We start from the raw sequence: 18,848 nt of genomic DNA, 5'->3' as shown, positions 1-18,848 counted from the left end.
TCGAGTCGGGGCGCCGCACGCGGTCGGTGACGGTGTCGGCGAGGGTCGGCATCAGTAGCTCGTGGTCGTCGTCACGGTGCACACGTAGGCACCGACTAGTGCGGTGAGCTGGTCATCGAGCGTGCATGCGCGCTTGTCTGACCCGGCGTCCTCCTGCCCCTGGTTCCAGGCGCTCACGAGTTCCGGGGAGCATGCGCGATCCGCGACGATGAGGTTCGCGGGCAGGCCGCTATAGGTGCGCGGATCGTCTGCACTTGGCTTCCCGGCTTTTCCTCTGAACTGGAGGTTGCAGAAGTCCAACCGGGTCGTGGTGATGCCCGCCTCGTATCCACGCGAGAACGGTTCACCTGTCGTGCTTGCTACCTCGAAGCCGACCGCTCCTGCGGCGGCGACTGCGACTACTCCGCCGACGATGCCAACGGTGAGACGAGTTCGGGTCGAGATCTTCATGATTCCTCTCCTGTCTTACGGTTGCGTCGCGCTCGGGGCGAGCGCGGCGACGTGTGGTCCGTCTCGGCGGTTGCCGGGGCGGGAGTCCGAATGAGTTCATGCCGCGGTGCCTCGTATGTGGCGGCGGCATATCGGATGACGTCGTCGGAGGCATAAGCAGCGCGGACGCGAATGGGGACCCCGCCGTCCTCGGGTGCGACGAAGGCCACGCCGGGCAGCGTCGCCGGTATCTGATGGCAGAGCGCGCCCTTCTCTCGCATGCCCTCGCCGAGGACCATCGAGGTCTCCAATGCGTCGCGAAGACGGAGGCCGATGGTCTGGGTGAAGAGTCCGCGAACAGGCAACGTCTCCTTGCGGGGGTCCTGCAAGCACGCGAAGACCGTGAAGCCGGGAGAGCGACCTTGCGAACACAGGAGCGCGAGTGCCGCATTCGCTCGACGTTGGAGATCGCGGTCCGTCTGGTAAGCCGTCAGTGCTGCCAGCTCGTCGATGACGACGAGGACGTGGGGGCTCTCGATGCTCACGGTGTGTTCGCGAACGTTGCCCGCCAGGAGGGCGGCGCGCTCCCGCATGTCCGAGCAGGCGCGCTCGAGCAGGATCACCGCGGCCTCCGGCTCGGTTGCGTACTGGGTGAGGAGGCCCTCGCCCATCGCCAACTCCATGCCGCCCTTGAGGTCGATGCCACGGACCTCCACGAGCCCCTTACGGATCGCCGGTCCCAGCCCGATGAGGAGGCTCCACAGCATCGAGCCCTTGCCCGAGCCCGAGGACCCGGCCACGAGGGTGTGCGGCCCCACACGGAAGGCCCACGGAGCGCCGGACGCTTGCACGCCCATGGGCACGGCACGGAGGTCGACGTGATCCCCGGGATCTCCGAGTGGGATCGGCTCGCGAAGAGGATCCGCGTAGTTCACGACGACGAGCGCTCCACCTGGTGCAGCATCGACGGTGACGGACACAGCGCCGAAGGACTCCGCGATGGCGGGCCCAGCAGCGGTGATGTTCTCCCTCGTCATGCCCAGCGGGAAGCGGACCAGCAGCGACACGGAGTACCCGTTCCACTCGGCCGCGCTGATGGCGGGGATCTCCGAGGACGCTGCTGCCGACCGAACCGAGAGTCCGAGGCGGATCATGAGTTCGGGCCAGGCGGAGCGGATGAAGGCACGGCTCCTTCGCTGCCACTTGCCGAACTCGTGGGCTTCGAGCGACCTCCCGTCGCGATAACGCCACACGAGTCCTGCACTCACAAGTGCGACGGCCACGATCGCGAAGAGGCCCTGGACCGGCCGCCACTGTCCGAGCAGTAGCCCGAGGACCGCGAGCAGCAGCGTGATGCGCTTGTGCCGCCGCACCAGTGCCCAGAGAGCCAAGGCGTAGTTGCGCAGCTCGGCGACGATCACGAGTCGCCGGCCTTCTTCACGATGGCGGGCCGGATCCCGCCGGCTCGGAGCGAGTAGGCGACGCGAGGGCGGCCGGCCCCCTCCTTCACGTACGGGACGACCACGAGTCATCGAAGATGACAGGGCGGAAGGGGAGCCCCGGCAGCTCGGGCGGGAGTGTCGGGTGGGTGGCCGACACGATCTTCACGGTGACCTCGCCCTGGCCCTTCGGTGCCTCGGGATCGGCATCGAAGACGCGCACGGTCCACATTGGCTTGTTGGTCCTCGGGTCGTGCTGCTGCTTGACGGCCTGGCCGTTCTCGAACTCCATCAGCTGCTCGACCTCGCCGACGGCGTAGGCGGGTCCTCCGAAGTAGGTCTCGCTGATGACGGGAAGTCCGGTCTTCTTGACGGGCATGTTGTTCCTCCTGGTCTCGGTGCGCGGGGTGCGCACGCTCTGGGTTCCGGATCGACGATCCTCAGCGACCCTTGATTGATCTCTTGATTGACCGGTCGAGCGCCGGAAATTTTCGAGGATCAGCGGCACGCATGGATCCGAGGCCGTCCAACCGGGTCGCCGCTGCGGCCAACGTACACATTTGTGTATGTCAAGCGCAAGAGCGAAGCAAGATCCGATGTGCGAACCCGATGCGCGTGCGCAAGACTGGAGGCATGGCGGACCTCGATGACTCGGAGCCACTCGGCGGGTGGGGACTTGTTCCCGTTCCTGTCGTGGAGGCCGTGCATGCGCTGAACCGCAAGATCCTGCGGAACGGGCAGCATCTGGACGGCCTCGTCTGGCCGAAGAAGCCACGTGACGTTCAGGACCTGCTGCGGATGTCCGTATCCGACGCGCACAAGGTCGCTCGGGCGAGCACTGATCTGCGGGCCTTGCTGACCGCATACGCCCATCGCTTCCACCAGCCGCGCCCCGTCATGGCTGATCTCGCGCGAGCGCAGGAGGCGACGCCTCAGGGCATTCCGCGAAGGTACGGACAGGCGAACGTCGACGCGTTGACGGCGCTACTAAGCGACGAGCCGGACATCGAGGTGATCCTCGCCGGTCTGCCATCGCTGGCGCTCCTCGACCTCACCGATTTCAGCGGGGCCGTCGGTCGAGCCGCGAAGGCGATGCGAGACGAGGGTGTGCGTCCTCGGTCGGCAGCGCGACTGAAGGCTGAGGAGCGGGGTCGAGCAGGCGCAGAACGCAAGAGACAACTTGACGGCGTGCTTTCTCCGATCCGCAAACAGGACTACGGCGGATAGTAAGACAGTGCCGCCGAGGCTAGCTGTACGACCCCACAAGAGACTAACGGCGTGCGTGAACCGCATCGAGTGTAGGTGAATCATGGCCGAAGAATATGAGGTCGCAGCAGCGCAACTCTGGGTCTCCGTTTTACACGCTAAAGGGCAACCTATTCCGCTTTGGCTTCTGGAGCTAAGTCAGGAAATGCCGAACGGGCGCCCTGCTTTCACTTGGTTCAAAAACTGACGGCAACCATTTGCTCGAACGCGTGTCAATAGTCGAGGGTGGTGGTCTACCGCGTGCGAACTTGAGCGGCGGTCCGGGCCGAGGCCTGAATTCGTAAGCCCGCACGAACTTGGTCAAATACATTGACGGATGTGCTGGGCGCCACTTCAAGGGAGGTAACGAGCGCAAAGCGAACTGGAGTCGAATCTTTAATAGCGTCTGAATGCGCGTCAACGTCTAGCCGAATGACTCCATTCTCGCCAAAGTTCACACCCGCAGATCCGTCCAGTACATGTTGTTGGACGGTGCCGTTTAGGCTGGGCCAATAATCGGCTTGTGAGGCGCTCGCCCCGATAATATTTGTGTCCGGATCCTTAAGTGTGAGCTTTACTCCTCGGTACTTGCGTGAGCTCGGCTCAATTGGTGTCAGCCATGCGAGCGTCACGGTTAGGCGGCGCCAAGCCGTAGAAGATCGAAGGTCGGCCGGCAGGGGAAACTCAAAGCGCTGCCGATCCCCGGCCCGAAGGGTCCCAGCGCCCACGATAAGTGCACGATTTGTAAGGGCAGACATTGCGCGATTCGAATCTACGCTGCCATAGCCAAGAAGTTTAGTGAGGTTTCTTCGAGCCCGAAGAGTTTCATGCAAGGGTCCAAGCTCTGCGATCAGTCTGTCTTTATTGATCCCCCATCGTGCCGAATGCACCAATAGGGCCTTGACTAAAACGGGGTGATATTGGGCGTCGGGCCAGGGAAAAGGGTCTCCAACTTGAGAAGGATCCTCTAGAGTTGAAAAAATAGAAGCTGCGGTGCGAGTCGCCAGTGCGGCAGCATTACTCGAGCCATGAGTGTACGCCACGCCCGTTTTCAGTCCCGAGTGCGGAGGGCCAGCCACTAGGTGTCCGGGTCCTTCGTTTCCAGGCTGGCCTGGCTTGATGCGAACAGAATTGCCATCCTGGGGCGGGCGGGAGTAGAACGCCCTCCCAGCAGACATGTATAGGTCTGGTTTCACGGATCCACGGAAACCGAGCCCGACGGCGCTGTACAGCGCGGGTGCGCCCTCTGCCGTGGCATCCAAAACGGTGTCAGGTGCTTGCGCTCCTGAGCTGTCTTGATGGAGGGCGCCGACCGAGATCGCGTTAATAGACTCGGCTGGAGACAACATGCCACGGTGTCGCGCGGATGCGTAAGTCGCCTGTCGCGCGGCGGAGTGGAGAGTCTCCGCACTGCTGGTGGCACTCGCCGGTATTTCAATAGGAAGTCTTACGTGATTTCCGGCACTTACAATGATGAGTACGTTGTAGTTCACCGACAGCCAGTCGATGACTCTCGCTGCCGGACTCATGCGGTTTACGAATACTTTAGTATCGTCACCTATCGATAGATTGATAACTCTCACGCTTGGTGCGGCGGCGGGGGAGCCGTCGTCACCGTCAACTATCCGTTTGATCGATCGATGGAGGAGGTCGGGAAATAGCAGGTCACTCTTGGCAACCTCTCGATCACCGAATTCGTGGGGCGTAAGTATGGGGCGAACATAGATGCGACCAGCGATGGGCTGCGATCCGTCCCTGAGGTCGCCTCTAATGATCAAAGAAGCCATCGCCGTGCCATGTGCGCGGGCCGAAATGGGATACTCTTGCGCTAAGTCATCGGGGTCGTCGACTATGACTTTGCCCGCAAGGTGGGGGTGATTGGCTATCGGCAACCCATCGAGTAGGGCAACTCGAGGGGGCGACGTATCAGCTTCCGTGGGGGTGGGGAGTTCTTGTGGCTCAAATGCGCTGGTTGTTTCAAAGGACATGGGCCGATATGGGCTCACGAACATAACGGCATCGGTCGTCAAGACGGCCAAAGACTCCGCCCCATCTTTGACGACGGACTCCACGGCTTGTATGGGAATGTCGGCAAGGAGGGCATGGTAGCTTGCCTCCGCAATTATTGTTGAAGAGACTACCTGACCACCGCTTGCACTAACTACTCTTCGTACGTGACCTTCTGCCCTTATTCGCAGGTCCGCGTCGCTTCGAAACCATAACTCAATCTCTACGCGCTTACTGCTTCTGTACGGGCCCGCTGCTTCGAGATCTTCGCTCCACTCCTCCAGGAGGCCTGTCTCTCGAACTCTATCCTGAATACTCCAAGGTCGAACATTTCGTAGTTGCGCGAAAACTTGCTTAAGGGGATTGAAGCCCGTCCTTAGTGTCACGCGTGGATTTTCTTCCCACTGCTTGAAAAGAGACACGAGTTGACGTGCGGCGGCTGCGTCGGACATGACAACGTGAAGTGTGCGAGGCACGGGCTTGTTGACTGCTACGGAATGTTCCTCTAGATGAAAAAGGGAATCCGGTTGACTCTTTTCCTCGTCAACTTCCAGCAGGTAGTCGAAGCCCGGCACTTTTGCCGCCGCTTTGCGGAAATCCTCTACTGTTCCGGCGAGGTCAAAGACGACAATGAGCGAGGGGTCACCCTCGTCGGCTGCTTCGTGCACATTGACCCGACGCGCCTCTAGAGCGCTATGAAGTCGATCGAGCTTAGGGCCGATGCGTGCTGCCTGCTCTGCCGGCGGTGGTCCAACTACTTTGGGGCCGGGAAAGCCAGTCCCGCTAGGCTGCCTCACAGTGGCTGCCGCAGGGAATGCTAAGTACGGGCGAGGGTCGCTCACGACGATGCCTGGCTACGCCACATAGCGATTCGTTCTCGCACTATGGTCGGCGTATCGGCGCCAGGGCCTGTCAAAATCACTCTGCGGCGAATATCTTTTGCAAATTCTTCGACCTCGGCATAGCTCGCGCCGGCTAGCTTGTCAGCCAAGGTGCGGGGGGTGAAACCTAAATGACCCCCGAGTTGCTTGACGAGACCCTCAAGATAAGCGGTCATATTGGTGCGAGACGGGCTCTCAAGTGTTATGCGTAATTGAAAACGTCGCCACGCTGCCCTATCAAGCAGTTCGCTGTGATTGGTTGCGCCAACCAGGATGACGTGAGCCGGCAGTCTGTCTATCTGCATTAGCAGGGTGGAAACTACGCGCTTAATTTCGCCCGTTTCGTGGGCGTCTGCTCTTTCTTTCGCTAGTGTGTCAAGCTCGTCGAAGAACAGGACGCAGCGACGCGTCCGCGCGAAATCAAACACCTGGTCCAATCGAGCCGTGGTTTCTCCAAGAAAGCTCGATACAACACCCTCGTACCTAACCGTGTAGAACGGGAGCATTAACTCCGTGGCAAGGGCCTCAGCTAAAGACGTCTTTCCGTTGCCGGGGGGGCCTTCGAAGAGTACGCGATTCCTGGGTTCGATGCCGTAGCTTCGCAGAAGATCTCCGCGGTGGTGCTCCTCGATCAACTCGCGGACGCTCTGCTGTACGAGCGGCGCGAGTCTAAGGTCGTCAATTCGCTTGCGGGGTATAACCTCGTGGACCAGGTCCGAGACGGCGGAGCTGTAGCTGTCGCGCTGAGGGGTGCCACTATGCCCATGCGTAGTGATTAACTCTGCAAGGCGATCCGCTAGAAGATGATGCTGATTCGCCCGCTCCTCGGCAATGATGGTCTCGACGAGACCTCGGAAGCGAGACTTATCACCGCGCTGTTCGGCTTCGATGAGATCGAGTAGGAGATCAGAACGGGCCATCGGTGTCTCCTCGTGCCGTAGTTAACACTCCAACTGTATCCGACGTGGGTGCCCCCGTGCCAACCATGCCGTGAGAACTTTCTTTACTCGTTCAAGCGCCGGGCTTCGCCCGGCGTGCCCCACCTGCGGTGCGTCCGGTCCTCGCTCCGCTGCGGTCCGGGCGCTCCTCGGCGGGCCGCCGCGATGATGCCGGTCCCTCTTAACCAGCAAGATCCGCCTCTCCACGTGTGAGGGGCGGGTCCGCGTGCCGACGCCATCGCGAGGCACGTTGCTGGTCCGGGGGACGGCGCTACGTCGAGGCGCACCTCCTGGTCGCAGGTCCCGAAGGCTTCCACGAGGGGCCTAGGGCTTCACGGCCCGCTGAGGTGAAGAGCAAGTCAGGCGCGCTCGGCACGACGATCTGCCCCACGAGCAGTGACAGGTCGAGGTGGATCTCGACATCGCGGAGCAGCTTGAGGCGTGCGAAGGCTCGCTGCACGTAGGCGCGCGCTTCCTCTCTTGTCCAGCCGTTGAGCCCCATCAGGACCTCCATCACCTGGTCAAGGTCCGGGGCCCGGCCGATGTGCTGCGTGTTGTGGCACGTCTTGCACAGAGCGATGAGGCCAGCAAGGACCTGAGTCAGGCCGTCGCTACGCTCCTCGAAGCGCCAGATCTCGTGGCAGTCGGGATGCTGGACTTTGCGATACGGGCCGTACGACTCGCCACCGCAGATCTGGCACAGCTTCCCGGCGCGGGCCGAGACGCCCAGGCGGATCCGATCCCACTCCGACTCCCGTGCGATCTTGCGGACGTTGGACCCGAAGACCTGGGGCGGGAGCACATCGGCACGCATGCGCACGTGACCGGCCGGCGCATCGGGCATGAGCGTCGGGACGAACAGGTCGTGCCAGTCGGCGGTGGTCATCGGAGCACCACCCCACCACGGACAGCAACGCTGACAGCAACGTGTCCACATGCGTGGTCGTCTCGGCGGCCTCGGGGGACGCAAGCCGCGGGCTCCAGCGGCCTCGGCGGACGACCGTGGACGCCCCGGCTCTGACTACGGATCAGAAGGTTGGGGGTTCGAATCCCTCCGGGCGCACTCTGGTTGAGACAGAGCAGAACGGCCCGCTTCGGCGGGCCGTTCTCGTTTTTCCTAGGGCTCATCTGGGGTTTCTCCTTCTCGCGCGCTTCAGGGGTGCCTCCCTGGTCGCGGGCGTGGTTGCTGCGTTCAGGCGCCCCAGGTGCCGTGTCAGGCGGTGGTGCCCGCGGCGGGAGGCGGCGGTCCTTCGCATGTTGGCGATCGACTCCTCCGCCGCAATGAGATGTGGTGGCAGCAGGGGCGCAACGGTGATGGCGGCCCCCCGACTCACCGGATACGGACGTCCTGCTGACCTCGTGACCGAGCCGCTCCTCCAGTGGTTCCGCGGAACGGAAGCGGAACCCCCTGATCTGCGCGCGGTGTGACGAACATCTCGGATCCGGGCGACGCAGCCGTGAGTCGTCGAGGAGGGGGCCGCCGACCGGGGGAGAGAGGCCAGAGCGGTCCGCCTCGGCGAGATGCTCGGGCTTCTCGGCGGATCTGGTGCTGCGGCGGTCGATGAGCGTGGACGCTCTCGGCGAGCGGAAAGTCGTCCTGCCGCTCGCGAAAAGGAGCCGCCGGACCGCCGGCACGCCTGGCTGTCCTCCTCCCCAAACGCCATCTCGCGCCGTTCTCCCCAGATGACGCCGTCCGCGAGACGGTCACATCGACCTGAGCAATATTCTTTTTTCGTGGGGCTGAAGAGTCGCCGCCGACGCGTTGCGTTCGGACGGCTGAGGAGAGGACATCGGATGAGTCGAACGGAACAGTCGGGGCGGGACGAGCGCGGACGACCACGAGCGCGAACCGCGCGAGCACTTGTCGGGACGACGGCGGGCTGCGTGCTCGTCGGCGGCCTGCTAGGTGGAGGATTGGCGCCGCCTCCTGCAGTCGCCGCCGACGCCCCGCATACGACGATCGAGAACACTCTGCTGCACGGCGGTGCGACGAACGCGGGAATCACGACGATTTCGGCGTGGGTCCGTGCGGGCGAGACGCTCCGTGTGGACCTGCATCCGCTCAAGGCCGGCTCCGGCGCAGGCGAGGGCGAGAGCGGCGGAGGATCGGCCAAGGTGACCGCTCCCGACGGCTCCGTCCTCGACGAGCAGGTCTTCCCACGGGGCGCGCCGCCGTCGGTCTCTGCAGGAGGCTCCTTCGTCGCTCCCGAAACGGGGGTCTACCGGATCGATGTCGCCGACGACGATGTGACCGCTCCGGTCAATCTGCTGTGGAGCGTCGGAGTCGCTGACGCGGGCGGCACCGGGCTCGCGGGTCGTGTGTGGTCGAACTCCTACGCGATCCAGTCCGGAGCGCGCGAGTCGTACTCCTCTCCGGAGGAGCGGCGTTCCTCGTTCACGCTCCACGCCATCACCGAGACGGGCGCGCGGTACGAACTTGGCCTCCGCGGGTACGACGGAGTCGCGTCGACGCTGCAGGCCACCAACAAGGGGAACGTGCGGGTCGGCTCCTCCGACCCCTCCTACCTCTCGGTGCCCATGCCGCAGTCGTCCGAGGCAGGCGGAGTGGGCTCGCAGTACGTACAGGCGTCAGGCCGCTCGGGGATCGACGGCTTGCAGACCTACAAGCTCTTCCTCGATCCGCCGTCGCCGGATCTGCCCGAGTCGATCGCCCCCGACTACCGCGCTCCGACCATCGAGGGGCTCGCTTTCCGGAGGGCGTCGGCGGGGTCGAACGCAGGTTCGTTGACCGGCACGCTCGGTACGCAGCCGGGCACGGTCGTCGTCGATGTGGATGTCGACGGGGACGGCGCCTACGACGGTGCCCGTGACGTCCACCTCTCCAAGATCGCCGGGAAGACCGGACCGTTCTCGGTCGACTGGGACGGCCTCGACGCGCAGGGTGGAGCCGTCGACATCACCGATCCCGACGTGACGTTCCGCGCTGCCGTCGGGAGGACGAACGAGTTCCACTTCACGCGGGTCGATGCGGAGTCCTCCGCGGGCGGAGTCTCGATCGTCCGGTCGACGGGTGGCGACAGCAGCCCGTCCTCGATCCACTGGGACGATTCGCTCCTCCAGGATCCGGGTGCGAAGCGCTACTCGAGCACCGCCGCTGCCACCTCGGGTGAGGGAGGCAGCGACTCGACGGGGGGAGTCCACCGCTGGGAGGGTGACGACTCCGGCGAGGGTCGCGCGCCGAATGAGAACGACTCGGTGCACGGCTCCTACGGGGACCTGCGCGCGATCGACGACTGGACCTCCGGCTCGGATGGAGCTGAAGCCGTCGCCACCCTCGCGCCGCTCACCCCGCACGTGACGATCGCCAAGACGTCCACCGTCGATCCCGGCACCCCGCTCCTGCCCGGGGCGAGGGTCCCGTACCGGGTGACGCTCACCTCCGACGGGTCCGGCGACTACGCCGATGCATCCGTCGTCGACTACCTCGACGAGGGCGTCCTCGACGACGCCGACCTCGACGCCACGACGATCCACACCTCGCACGGCTCGGCGACGGTCGACCCCAGCACCGGTCGGATCAGCTGGACGGCGGGAACGCTCCCCGTCGGGACGACGGCCGAACTGACCTTCGACGTGGTCGTCACCGGGGCGGGCGACGACGCGCTCAGCAACACGGCGTGCCTCGCCGGAGCACCGTTCACACCCTCCGAGTCCGGAACGGGCACCGACGCCAATCCCTGCGCGACCGTTCCACACACCGTCGGCGACGGCGCGCTCCGCCTGAGCAAGACACCCTCGCAGCCCAGCGCGGAGCACGGCGGCACTGCCGGCTTCGACATCGTCGTGGCGAACACCGGCTCGGTCGACGCGACCGACGTCACCGTCACCGATGTGCCCACGCTCGATCACCTGATCGAGCCGACCATCGACACCGGTTCCGGAGGCGTCCAGCCGGCCGCGCAGCCCGTCACCGGTCTCGACATCCCGGCCGGCGGGCAGGTCTCGCTGCACGTGAGCGGGCGAGTGGCCGAGGGCGTCGACGCCTGGACGCTACCCAACAGGGCGACGATCACTCAGCAGCCGGAGGGCTTCGACCCGCCGACGGTAGACAACGCCTGCGTCGACGATGCCGCGTTCTCCTGCGCCGAAATCCCGGTGCCTCCCGTCGAGGGGAGACTCTCGATCGACAAGACGGCCATCGACGAGACCGTCGAGCACGGGCAGCGCGCCGGCTTCCGGATCGTGGTGACCAACGAGGGGACCCGCCCGGCCGAAGGGTTCACCCTCACCGACGTCCCCGAGCTCGAGCACCTGAGCGGCGTGTCGATCTCGCAGGACGGCGGCCCTGAGTCGGCCGACCTCTCCGTCGAAGGACTGTCACTGGCACCGGGTGCCTCGACAACGTTCACCGTCACCGGGCAGGTCGCCGAAGGCGTGGACGCGTGGACGATCCCGAACCGCGCGCGGATCGATGGCGTGCCCGAGGGCTTCACGCCGACCTCGGTGGCGCACGCCTGCGACGACGACGCCTCCTCCAGTTGCGCCCTCGTCACGGTGCCGCCCGTCGGAATGGTCCCCACGGTGCTCGCCTCGACGGGAGCTGTCGCCGGTCCGCTCGCACTGGGCGGGGGTCTGCTCCTGCTCTGCGGGGGCGTTCTGACGGCCGTCCGTCGTCGCGCACTCCGCGCGACGAGCGCGAAGTAACGACTCCGGGTCCCGGGCGGTCGCAGCGCCGCCCGGGACCCCCGATCTCCTCCGAAAGCAGCACAGCATGACTCACGCCGACCTCCCGCTCCGTGTCACCGAGCGCTTCCCCCTTCCCGACGGACGGAGAGGGGTCAGCACCTGGTGGGCGAGCGACCCCGAGCAGCTGGAGCAGCAGCTGCGCACCCGTGCAGGTCACGGGCATCCGGAACGCGAACCCCCGCGGAGGCTTCACCGCTGTCCACCCGGCGTCCTCCTCATCGAGGAGCGCGTCGGCGATGCGCTCCGACCTGTCGCCCCCGAGCTCCTCGCCCGCACCGATCGGCGCTGGCATCGGGCGCTCCTGCGATCGCGACGAGCGGACTGGCTCCGTCGGATGATCGGCCCGCGGGACCTCGCGTCGACGGAGGCGCCGGCCGCCGCCTCTCGATGGGTAGAATCCGCCGATCGCCGGCATCCGCCCGGCTGACGCCGGTGTCGCTGAGGGATGTGATGGATAGCTCTCAGCCGCGATCGTTTCTGGGACCGGGGGAGGGGAATGCCTTCCGAGAAGACTCCCCGGGCCATAGCCTCTCGGAATGAGCGCTCCCGCCGCGTGGTATCCGGATCCGACCGTCCCCTCACTTCTCCGCTACTGGGACGGGAAGGTGTGGACGGAGCATACGCATCCCGTCCCGCAGGCGGGAAACAGCTCAGAGAATGCAGCCCCCCTCGCGGCCCAGCCGATGTCACGACGCGAAAGGCGGGCGGCAGAAGCGGAGGCGGAGGCGCAAGCACAAGCCGATGTTCAGGCGCAGGCAAGTGCGGAGAGGCGATCGGGTCCCGAGTCCACATCCCGTTCGGAGAGGAACTCGCCCGCCTCGGTGCGGTCCCGATCCGAATGGAGTGCGCCAATGCACCTGCCGCTCCCCGTGGAGGAGGAGGCGCCGACCCGGCCCGTACTCCATTCGGATCAGGAAGTGCCCACACAGTCTCGATCCCTCTCCGCGGCGTCCGCGTCTCAGGAAGCGGAGATCCTGAGCCAGGAACCGGACGTGCTCGACGAATTGACCAGACCAGCCGAGGAGCCGCCGCTCACCGGGTCGGCGTCCGTGACCGTCCCGTTCTTCGGGGCCCGCAGGTTCGCCAGGGACCTGGCCGCCCGCGTCGCCGAACTGGAGGCGTCGATCGAGAAGTACGGGCTGCTCGAGCTGATCGAGCTCGACGCGGAGAAGGAACGCCGGGCGTCGGAGATCGCCGCTCAGCACTCCGCGAGCGAGGCGGCCGCCGCGCAGCGCATCGCCGAGACCACTGCGCGCCTCGCCACCTCCGGCGCCGTGCTCGCGGCGCTCGAAGCAGATATCGCTGCGCGGCGATCAGACCTCTCGGCACTGCAGGAGGAGATCATCGGTGTCCGCGGTTCTCTCGAGATCCAGGAACTCGGTCTGTACGACTACGAGCATCCAGCGGAATCCTCAGCGGACCTCGCGACCCGCTTGGAAGCACTCCGATCCGAGATCAAGACCGCCGTACGGGAGAAGAGGGCGGCACACTCGGCCGCCACCTTCACGTTCAACAACTCGCAGACCCAGGGTCGCACGTTCCTGCGTGATATGACCAAGCTCCTCCTGCGCGCCTACAACGCAGAAGCGGAGAATTGCGTGAAGACGGTGCGTGCCGGCAATCTCGCCACCGCCCAGGCGCGACTGAGCAGGGCCGCCGAGACGATCGAGCGCCAAGGATCGATGGTCTCCCTCACCATCGATCCGGAGTACCACTGGATGCGCCTGACGGAGATCCAGCTCGCCAACGACCACCTCCAGGCTCTGCAACGGGAGAGAGAACTCGAGCGTGCTCGACGCGATGAGCTCAGGGAGCAACGGAAAGCGGAACAGGAACTCGCCAGGGAACACGAGCGCCTCGACAAGGAACGTGCCCACTACATCGCAACCCTCTCGGCCCTCGAAGCCAACGGCGACACCGCCGGAGCCGAGCGCCTCCGGGCGAGGATCGAGGACGTCGATCGAGCGCTCACGGACGTGGACCACCGCGCCGCCAACGTCCGCGCCGGCTACGTCTACGTCATCTCGAACAGAGGAGCCTTCGGCGGTGGCATCGTCAAGATCGGGATGACGCGCCGCCTCGAACCCATGGACCGGGTGTACGAACTCGGCGGCGCCTCTGTGCCCTTCCGCTTCGATGTCCATGCGCTGTTCTTCGCGGACGACGCGGTCGGGATCGAGACCATGCTCCACCAGACGTTCGCATCCCGCCGCGTCAACCGCGTCAATCTGCGCCGAGAGTTCTTCTTCGTCACACCCGAGGAGGTTCTGGAGCAGCTCAAGGCGCACTCGGTCGAAATCGTCGAGTTCCGAACAGAGGTCGCGTCGGAGGAGTACCTCGCCAGCGTCGCTCTCACCACACCGGCGAGCTGAGGAGAGACCCGCCCGACGGGGCGTCGACGCGGGACCAGGCCGTTCGCGCGCTCAAGCGGCGTGCTCCGCCGGATCCGCACACTCACGCTCGTCCGTCTCACCCCGCTCGGCGCGGTCCTCCGGCCCGTCGGCAGTCGCGAAACGCGCCCGCTCCAACCCGGCGAGCAGCACAGCGAACGCGTCCTCGAGGGCCTCCGTGTCACGCAGGAGCACGCGCTCGCCAGTCGCGGCATCGAGGCGGACGGTCCGATAGGTCGGGCGCGGGAGGTCAGGGACAAGGGTGATGACCCCCAGCACGGCACCGTTGCGCCTCGCGCGGGCGACCCAGCGGTTGGCGTGGGTGCGGGACAGGATCATGACCGGGACCGTCCTCGGTGACGTGATGCGGGAGCGGGACTGCGGCGATCCTCTCGGAGTTCGCTGCACGAAGCACCACCGATTCCTGTGCTCGAGACCAGGAGGGCGGATCAGCGTGCTTGCGCCGCGCCACCCAGCGCGCACACGAACCCGGGCGCGACCGGATCGGCGGCGCCGCGACCGGTCCGCTGCCGGTCGCGGAACCGTCAGGCGCACCGCAGCCGGAACCGCTCGTGCGCCTCCGCGCCGTCGACGAGATCGGCCAGCAACTCGCCGAGGACCGGCCCGAACTTGAATCCGTGCCCCGAGAATCCGGTCGCGAGAGTGATCCGCCCGACCCGGTCGAGCACGAAGTCCTCCGTGGGCGTGCTGTCGTACAGGCAGCTGATCGGATCCGCAGTCGCGGCGTCGACCCCGGGGACCCATTCCGCGACGTAGGCGGCGAGGCGGGCGAGCGCTTCCGGCTCCGCGACGAAGCTGCGCAGATCGGGATCGACGACCGGCCCGGTGCCGTGCTCGCCGACCTTCACGCCGACTCCCGGCGTCGACAGCCCGTAGACCACCGGCAGCCCGGCCCGGTGGTGCGCGAAGCTCGGCCACGGGTCGAGGGGGAGCACCGTCGTGAAGTGGGCGGGCTGCTCCTGGGTGATCCGCACGGGAGGGAGGCGCCGACCAGCGTCCGCGACCAGGCCGCGAACGAGCTCGGGCGTCCAGGATCCACCGGCGACCACCACCGCATCGGCCGTCAGATCGCCGTCGTCGGTGAGCACGCGGACCCCAGTCGCCCGCTCCTCGAGGCCGAGCACCCGTGTCCCTGTCCGGAGGTGCGCGCCGCGCCCGAGAGCGGAGTCGAGCATGGCGTCGATCGCCGCCGCCGCGTCCAGGCGACCGCCCTCCGCGTGCAGCAGCACGTCCGTCTCGAACCGCAGCCCGGGCCAGCGGCGCTGAGCCTCGGCGGCGGCGAGCCGCACCACTGGAATCCCGTCGCGGAGCAGGGCCGCCTCGATGCCGCGCAGAACGGAGGCGTCGCCGTGGTCGAGCGCACCCACCGGGCTCAGCAGTCGCCTCCCCGTCTCGGCCTCGAGCCGTGCCCAGGCCCGCCCAGCGAGTCCGGTGAGGGCGCGGTAGTCGTCCTCGACGTAGCCGCGGCGGAAGATGCGCGTCGCGCCGTGCGAGGAGCCGCGGTCGTGTCCCCGCTCGAACTGCTCGAGCAGCACCACGCGATCGCCGCGTTCGGTGAGGGCGCGCGCCGTCGCCGCTCCGACCAGGCCGGCTCCGACGACGACGACGTCGCGGGTCACGGGGCTGCCCTCGCCGCCCGGCGGCGGACGGGCAGCGCTGCGACATCGCGCACCCGCTCGCCGACGTTCACCTGGCCGGGTTCGGGGTGGGGCGACCTCGCCTCGACCTCGCCTGGCGTCGCCTGCCGCCCTCCGATCACCACCGCGACACTGGCGAGCTCGGAGGCGGCCGGCCCGCTGAGCGGGACGGGCGCTCCGGTGAGGATATCCATGCGGGCAGTCAAGCAGGTCAGGACGAAGACCGCGTCCTCATCGCCCGGTCGGCGTCGGTGTTGTCCGTCGGTGACTGAGGCAATCTGCTGGCTATCTCGCGTGTCTTCCTGCCGCAGATGTGAGTGGCTCTCTCGGCTCTCTCGGCGCTCGACCGCCCCACCTGGGGGCTCAGACGCCGCCGGATGCCTGCTCGGCGTGCCGGTCGTAGGCGACAGTGCGACAGTGCGACAGCGCGGCGGCGATCGACGGTGACCGCCGCAACGGTGTCGAGTAACGGCCCTGGTCGGTCATGCCGGGGCCGACGCGGGAGACGGACGTTGGTCGCGCCCCTTCGTCACGTCGGATCGTGTCCACGTCGATCACCGAATGCCGCCACCGTGTCGCCGCCACATCGCGCGAGTGGCGTTGCATCGCCCATCGGTGAACGCAGCCCGAGACCGTCGTCCTGCGCGCGTCATCGTCGTCGCCGAGCCGGCCTCCCTCCTGCCCACGCGCGCGACGATGCGGTCTCCGCTCTCGTGGCCGACCGACTCGCCGCCGCCCTCCGGCTTCTGCCGCCCCACCCGCCTTCGACTCGCCGGTGTCGAGCCGGTGCTCCAGCTCCTTCGGGGTCATGGTGACGGCGTCGCAGGTCGTCAGCTTCTCGCCGTGGGTGGGCGGCGCGTCAGTGGGCCCCCGCGCGGGCATCGATCGTCACCGTCGCAGCGTGACCGAACAGGGAGAGGTCAAGCCCCGTGCGTGCTCCGACGGCGCGCGTAGCGTCGGAGGAGTCCGTACCAGCCGACCAGCGCCGGCACTCGCCGCCGGCAGAGAAAAGGTCTTCATGCCCTCCCGCAACACTCTCGTCCGCAGTCTCCACGACCTCGGAGCCGCCGCCTGGTTCGGCGGCTCGCTGATGGGCGCTGTCGGGTTGAACGGCGCCGCGTCCACCTCGGCAGACCCGGCGGAGCGTCTCCGCCTCTCCTCGAACGGATGGGCACGCTGGACCCCGGTGCAGTTGGCCGCGATCACCGCGCACGGCGTCGGCGGCATCGGTCTGATCCTCGCGAACAAGACGCGTCTCACCAACCAGCGCGAGAGCCGCACTAACACTGTCGTGAAGACCATCGTCACCGGCCTGGCCGGCACCGCCTCGGTGGTCGCCGCGGTCGCCGGAGCGACGCAGGCCAAGCGCGCCGACGAGGGCGCGCCCGGCGTGACCGAGGCGTCCCCGCAGAACTCGCAGGAGCTGACCACGGCCCTGCGGGTGCAGAAGATCACTCAGTGGGCGATCCCGCTGCTCACCGGCGTCATCATCGTCCTCGGCGCCCAGCAGGGCGAGCAGCAGCGGCCGGTGAAAGGCCTCTTCGAGACGACGGCGCGGATGTTCCGCCACTAGTCGTCACCACTCGTGCGGAGAACCTCGGCTGGGAGTACTCGGACTCCACCGTCGTGGACGAGGGCTGCTCTCGGCCGAGGTCCGGCGTGCGGGGCTCGCGCCGGCCTGCGCCGCGAGGGAGGTGGCCTGGGCGCCCCGCCTCGCGCGCCCCGCCGCCGCTGAGGTGTGACCGCCTCGACCACTCCGGACGGATCCGTCGGAACGTCCCGGGATCCGCGCGGCTAGGCCGTTCCTCCGACGGTCATCCGGAGTGGCGAACGCGATCGACCGGGCGCGGGTCTGCCGAGGAGGCCTCCTCCGGCACGCGGCTCAGGATGTCGCCCGGCTGGCAGCCGAGGACCTCGCAGATCGCATCGAGGGTCGAGAAGCGCACGGCCTTGGCGCGGCCGTTCTTCAGGATCGAGACGTTCGCCGTGGTGATGCCGATCGCCGCCGCGAGGTCGGTGACCGACATCTTTCGCTTGGCGAGTTCGACGTCGAGGTGCAGGACGATCGCCATCAGACGACCTCGGAGAGTTCACTGCGCTGTGCGACGGCGAGGTGCAGGAGCCGCCGCATGACCACCACGAGCAGCGCGAGGGCACCGGAGGCGGCGGCCACGAGCAGGAGGACGACCACCAGGAGGGGGACGGAGACGACGACGGCCGAGGCGACGGCGCCGAGCACCGCGAACACGGCGCCGAACGCGAAGGCGCCGATCGCGACGTCGACCCAGATGTCGGAGCGGCGGTCGCCCGAGAACAGCACGTCGTCGTAGGCGAGGGTCAGCAGGCGCCAGACCGCGACGATCACCGCCTCCACACAGAGGACGCCCGCGATCGCGACGGCCACGAGCACCGCGTCCATCGGGCCGCCCTCCAGCACCTTCGCCGCCATCGGTCCGACGCCGGCCTGGATGAGGACGCAGCCGAGGAGGAGGACGATGAGCAGAGTGCGCAGGGCGCGGAGGACGTTTCGTGGCATAGCGAGCTCCAAAGTATCGAAAGACATGCGTTTCGTATCGACTTTCAATACTGTCTCCCGATCGTCCCCGGGGCAAGCCGTCGGCGAGGGGTGGCGGTCCTGGCGGCGCGGCGCGCGCCCCGGGCGATCGAGGCAGCGGGTCCGGAGGCTCGACCAGCGTCGCGATCGCCACAACCGCGTCCGGGGCCAGGCTGTGGTCCGCGCTACTGCCGCGCGAACGCCTCCCGGTAGAGGGCGGCGAGCTCGGGGGAGCTCTGCCCGCTGAGCCCGCAGGTCAGGATCGTGTCGCCGTCGGCTGCGATCAGGTAGTCGACGCCCGTCTCAAACGCGATCGGAGCGCCGTCGACGGCCGACTCCCGGCCCTGGCCGACCGTCACGGAGTCGCCGACCTCGCCCGCGAAGCGCTCGAGCACGCGCAGCGTGACCGTGCGCCTGTCGATCGAGCGCACCTCCGCGCGGAACGCGAGCTGAGCCGGGGCGAGCGCGGCGGCCGTCACCGGCGAGCACATCGCCGAGGGCCCGCCCGTGCTCGGCAGCGTGAGCGTCGAGGTGCTGCCCCCGCCCACTCCGAGCGCGAAGGGCAGCAGGAGCGAGGCGGCGGCTGCCGCGCTGAGCGCC

General features: G+C 67.0%; 18 protein-coding genes, 1 tRNA gene and 1 pseudogene. 7 read left to right on the top strand and 13 right to left on the bottom strand.

Features of this window, described 5'->3' with window-relative positions; all coding sequences use genetic code 11:
• Positions 1 to 51 precede the first annotated feature (51 nt).
• The 3 genes from ACH61_RS02310 to ACH61_RS02300 all read right to left on the bottom strand — a co-directional run bounded on the left by ACH61_RS02310 (position 52) and on the right by ACH61_RS02300 (position 2,247).
• Positions 52 to 450: a hypothetical protein gene (locus tag ACH61_RS02310; RefSeq protein ID WP_068208076.1), complete on the bottom strand. Its 399-nt coding sequence runs from the start codon at positions 448 to 450 to the stop codon at positions 52 to 54.
• Positions 447 to 1,850 carry an FtsK/SpoIIIE domain-containing protein gene (locus tag ACH61_RS02305; RefSeq protein ID WP_068208073.1) on the bottom strand — a complete coding sequence of 468 codons (1,404 nt, stop codon included), beginning with the start codon at positions 1,848 to 1,850 and terminating at the stop codon, positions 447 to 449. The genes ACH61_RS02310 and ACH61_RS02305 overlap by 4 nt, the downstream gene beginning before the upstream one ends.
• A gap of 85 nt (positions 1,851 to 1,935) precedes the next feature.
• Positions 1,936 to 2,247 carry a hypothetical protein gene (locus ACH61_RS02300; RefSeq protein ID WP_082844948.1) on the bottom strand — a complete coding sequence of 104 codons (312 nt, stop codon included), beginning with the start codon at positions 2,245 to 2,247 and terminating at the stop codon, positions 1,936 to 1,938.
• 254 nt (positions 2,248 to 2,501) lie between these two features.
• Between ACH61_RS02300 and ACH61_RS02295 the strand changes: the two genes are divergently transcribed.
• Entirely contained in the window at positions 2,502 to 3,095 is a 594-nt protein-coding gene (locus tag ACH61_RS02295) for a hypothetical protein (protein WP_068208070.1), read from the top strand.
• Between the two features lie 272 nt (positions 3,096 to 3,367).
• Here the strand turns inward: ACH61_RS02295 and ACH61_RS16000 are convergent, their stop codons facing one another.
• From ACH61_RS16000 to ACH61_RS02285, 3 genes are all read right to left on the bottom strand, one after another.
• Positions 3,368 to 5,788: a S8 family peptidase gene (locus ACH61_RS16000; RefSeq protein ID WP_132504812.1), complete on the bottom strand. Its 2,421-nt coding sequence runs from the start codon at positions 5,786 to 5,788 to the stop codon at positions 3,368 to 3,370.
• Positions 5,789 to 5,958: 170 nt separating this feature from the next.
• The gene (locus ACH61_RS15995; RefSeq protein WP_082844947.1) at positions 5,959 to 6,921 is read right to left on the bottom strand and encodes an AAA family ATPase; all 963 of its coding nucleotides are present in this window, start codon (positions 6,919 to 6,921) and stop codon (positions 5,959 to 5,961) included.
• Positions 6,922 to 7,210: 289 nt separating this feature from the next.
• Positions 7,211 to 7,825, bottom strand: a complete 615-nt coding sequence (locus ACH61_RS02285; protein ID WP_068208064.1) for an HNH endonuclease family protein — start codon at positions 7,823 to 7,825, stop codon at positions 7,211 to 7,213.
• Between the two features lie 87 nt (positions 7,826 to 7,912).
• On the opposite strand from ACH61_RS02285, the gene ACH61_RS16695 reads away from it, so the two are divergent.
• From ACH61_RS16695 to ACH61_RS02270, 5 genes and pseudogenes are all read left to right on the top strand, one after another.
• Positions 7,913 to 8,002 (top strand) — tRNA-Arg (locus ACH61_RS16695).
• A gap of 851 nt (positions 8,003 to 8,853) precedes the next feature.
• Entirely contained in the window at positions 8,854 to 11,604 is a 2,751-nt protein-coding gene (locus tag ACH61_RS02280; RefSeq protein ID WP_068208062.1) for a DUF7927 domain-containing protein, read from the top strand.
• Between the two features lie 67 nt (positions 11,605 to 11,671).
• The gene (locus ACH61_RS16690; protein ID WP_132504810.1) at positions 11,672 to 12,073 is read left to right on the top strand and encodes a hypothetical protein; all 402 of its coding nucleotides are present in this window, start codon (positions 11,672 to 11,674) and stop codon (positions 12,071 to 12,073) included.
• A 109-nt stretch (positions 12,074 to 12,182) separates the two neighbouring features.
• Positions 12,183 to 12,278, top strand: a pseudogene (locus ACH61_RS19225) (DUF2510 domain-containing protein); the annotation flags it as partial.
• Positions 12,279 to 12,638: 360 nt separating this feature from the next.
• The gene (locus tag ACH61_RS02270; RefSeq protein WP_236713505.1) at positions 12,639 to 14,018 is read left to right on the top strand and encodes a DUF4041 domain-containing protein; all 1,380 of its coding nucleotides are present in this window, start codon (positions 12,639 to 12,641) and stop codon (positions 14,016 to 14,018) included.
• 51 nt (positions 14,019 to 14,069) lie between these two features.
• Here the strand turns inward: ACH61_RS02270 and ACH61_RS17795 are convergent, their stop codons facing one another.
• The 4 genes from ACH61_RS17795 to ACH61_RS19220 all read right to left on the bottom strand — a co-directional run bounded on the left by ACH61_RS17795 (position 14,070) and on the right by ACH61_RS19220 (position 16,504).
• A complete protein-coding gene (locus ACH61_RS17795; RefSeq protein ID WP_068208056.1) occupies positions 14,070 to 14,375 on the bottom strand; it encodes a hypothetical protein in 306 nt (101 codons plus the stop codon).
• 206 nt (positions 14,376 to 14,581) lie between these two features.
• Entirely contained in the window at positions 14,582 to 15,676 is a 1,095-nt protein-coding gene (locus ACH61_RS02260; RefSeq protein ID WP_068208054.1) for an FAD-dependent oxidoreductase, read from the bottom strand.
• A complete protein-coding gene (locus tag ACH61_RS02255; protein ID WP_068208051.1) occupies positions 15,673 to 15,888 on the bottom strand; it encodes a hypothetical protein in 216 nt (71 codons plus the stop codon). The genes ACH61_RS02260 and ACH61_RS02255 overlap by 4 nt, the downstream gene beginning before the upstream one ends.
• A 169-nt stretch (positions 15,889 to 16,057) precedes the next feature.
• Positions 16,058 to 16,504, bottom strand: coding sequence for a hypothetical protein (locus tag ACH61_RS19220; RefSeq protein WP_158286095.1), 447 nt, complete (start codon positions 16,502 to 16,504; stop codon positions 16,058 to 16,060).
• Between the two features lie 208 nt (positions 16,505 to 16,712).
• Here ACH61_RS19220 and ACH61_RS02245 point away from each other — a divergent pair, with 208 nt between their 5' ends.
• On the top strand, positions 16,713 to 17,267 hold the full coding sequence (locus ACH61_RS02245) for a hypothetical protein (protein WP_068208140.1): 555 nt from the start codon (positions 16,713 to 16,715) through the stop codon (positions 17,265 to 17,267).
• Positions 17,268 to 17,508: 241 nt separating this feature from the next.
• Here ACH61_RS02245 and ACH61_RS02240 read toward each other — a convergent pair whose 3' ends face one another.
• From ACH61_RS02240 to ACH61_RS17210, 3 genes are all read right to left on the bottom strand, one after another.
• Positions 17,509 to 17,766 (bottom strand): helix-turn-helix domain-containing protein, encoded by a 258-nt coding sequence (locus ACH61_RS02240; RefSeq protein ID WP_068208045.1) that lies wholly within the window; start codon positions 17,764 to 17,766, stop codon positions 17,509 to 17,511.
• A complete protein-coding gene (locus ACH61_RS02235; protein WP_068208042.1) occupies positions 17,766 to 18,230 on the bottom strand; it encodes a DUF2975 domain-containing protein in 465 nt (154 codons plus the stop codon). Before ACH61_RS02235 ends, ACH61_RS02240 begins: the two co-directional genes overlap by 1 nt.
• Before the next feature lie 203 nt (positions 18,231 to 18,433).
• The coding region (locus ACH61_RS17210) for a hypothetical protein (RefSeq protein WP_161489620.1) at positions 18,434 to 18,848 on the bottom strand (415 nt) is incomplete at its 5' end.

Source organism: Rathayibacter tanaceti (assembly GCF_001634385.1).
GTDB lineage: Bacteria > Actinomycetota > Actinomycetes > Actinomycetales > Microbacteriaceae > Rathayibacter > Rathayibacter tanaceti.
Note: the sequence above shows the minus strand (reverse complement) of the source record. Positions and strands in the feature narration are given on the sequence as shown.

Bases quoted from the DNA above. Each gene is read 5' to 3' on its own strand.
- ACH61_RS16690 (WP_132504810.1), top strand. From the start codon at position 11,672: ATGACTCACGCCGACCTCCCGCTCCGTGTCACCGAGCGCTTCCCCCTT.
- ACH61_RS02240 (WP_068208045.1), bottom strand. From the start codon at position 17,766: ATGGCGATCGTCCTGCACCTCGACGTCGAACTCGCCAAGCGAAAGATG.
- ACH61_RS02255 (WP_068208051.1), bottom strand. From the start codon at position 15,888: ATGGATATCCTCACCGGAGCGCCCGTCCCGCTCAGCGGGCCGGCCGCC.
- ACH61_RS02285 (WP_068208064.1), bottom strand. From the start codon at position 7,825: ATGACCACCGCCGACTGGCACGACCTGTTCGTCCCGACGCTCATGCCC.
- ACH61_RS02295 (WP_068208070.1), top strand. From the start codon at position 2,502: ATGGCGGACCTCGATGACTCGGAGCCACTCGGCGGGTGGGGACTTGTT.
- ACH61_RS02235 (WP_068208042.1), bottom strand. From the start codon at position 18,230: ATGCCACGAAACGTCCTCCGCGCCCTGCGCACTCTGCTCATCGTCCTC.
- ACH61_RS19220 (WP_158286095.1), bottom strand. From the start codon at position 16,504: ATGACCCCGAAGGAGCTGGAGCACCGGCTCGACACCGGCGAGTCGAAG.
- ACH61_RS15995 (WP_082844947.1), bottom strand. From the start codon at position 6,921: ATGGCCCGTTCTGATCTCCTACTCGATCTCATCGAAGCCGAACAGCGC.
- ACH61_RS02245 (WP_068208140.1), top strand. From the start codon at position 16,713: ATGCCCTCCCGCAACACTCTCGTCCGCAGTCTCCACGACCTCGGAGCC.
- ACH61_RS02310 (WP_068208076.1), bottom strand. From the start codon at position 450: ATGAAGATCTCGACCCGAACTCGTCTCACCGTTGGCATCGTCGGCGGA.
- ACH61_RS17795 (WP_068208056.1), bottom strand. From the start codon at position 14,375: ATGATCCTGTCCCGCACCCACGCCAACCGCTGGGTCGCCCGCGCGAGG.
- ACH61_RS02300 (WP_082844948.1), bottom strand. From the start codon at position 2,247: ATGCCCGTCAAGAAGACCGGACTTCCCGTCATCAGCGAGACCTACTTC.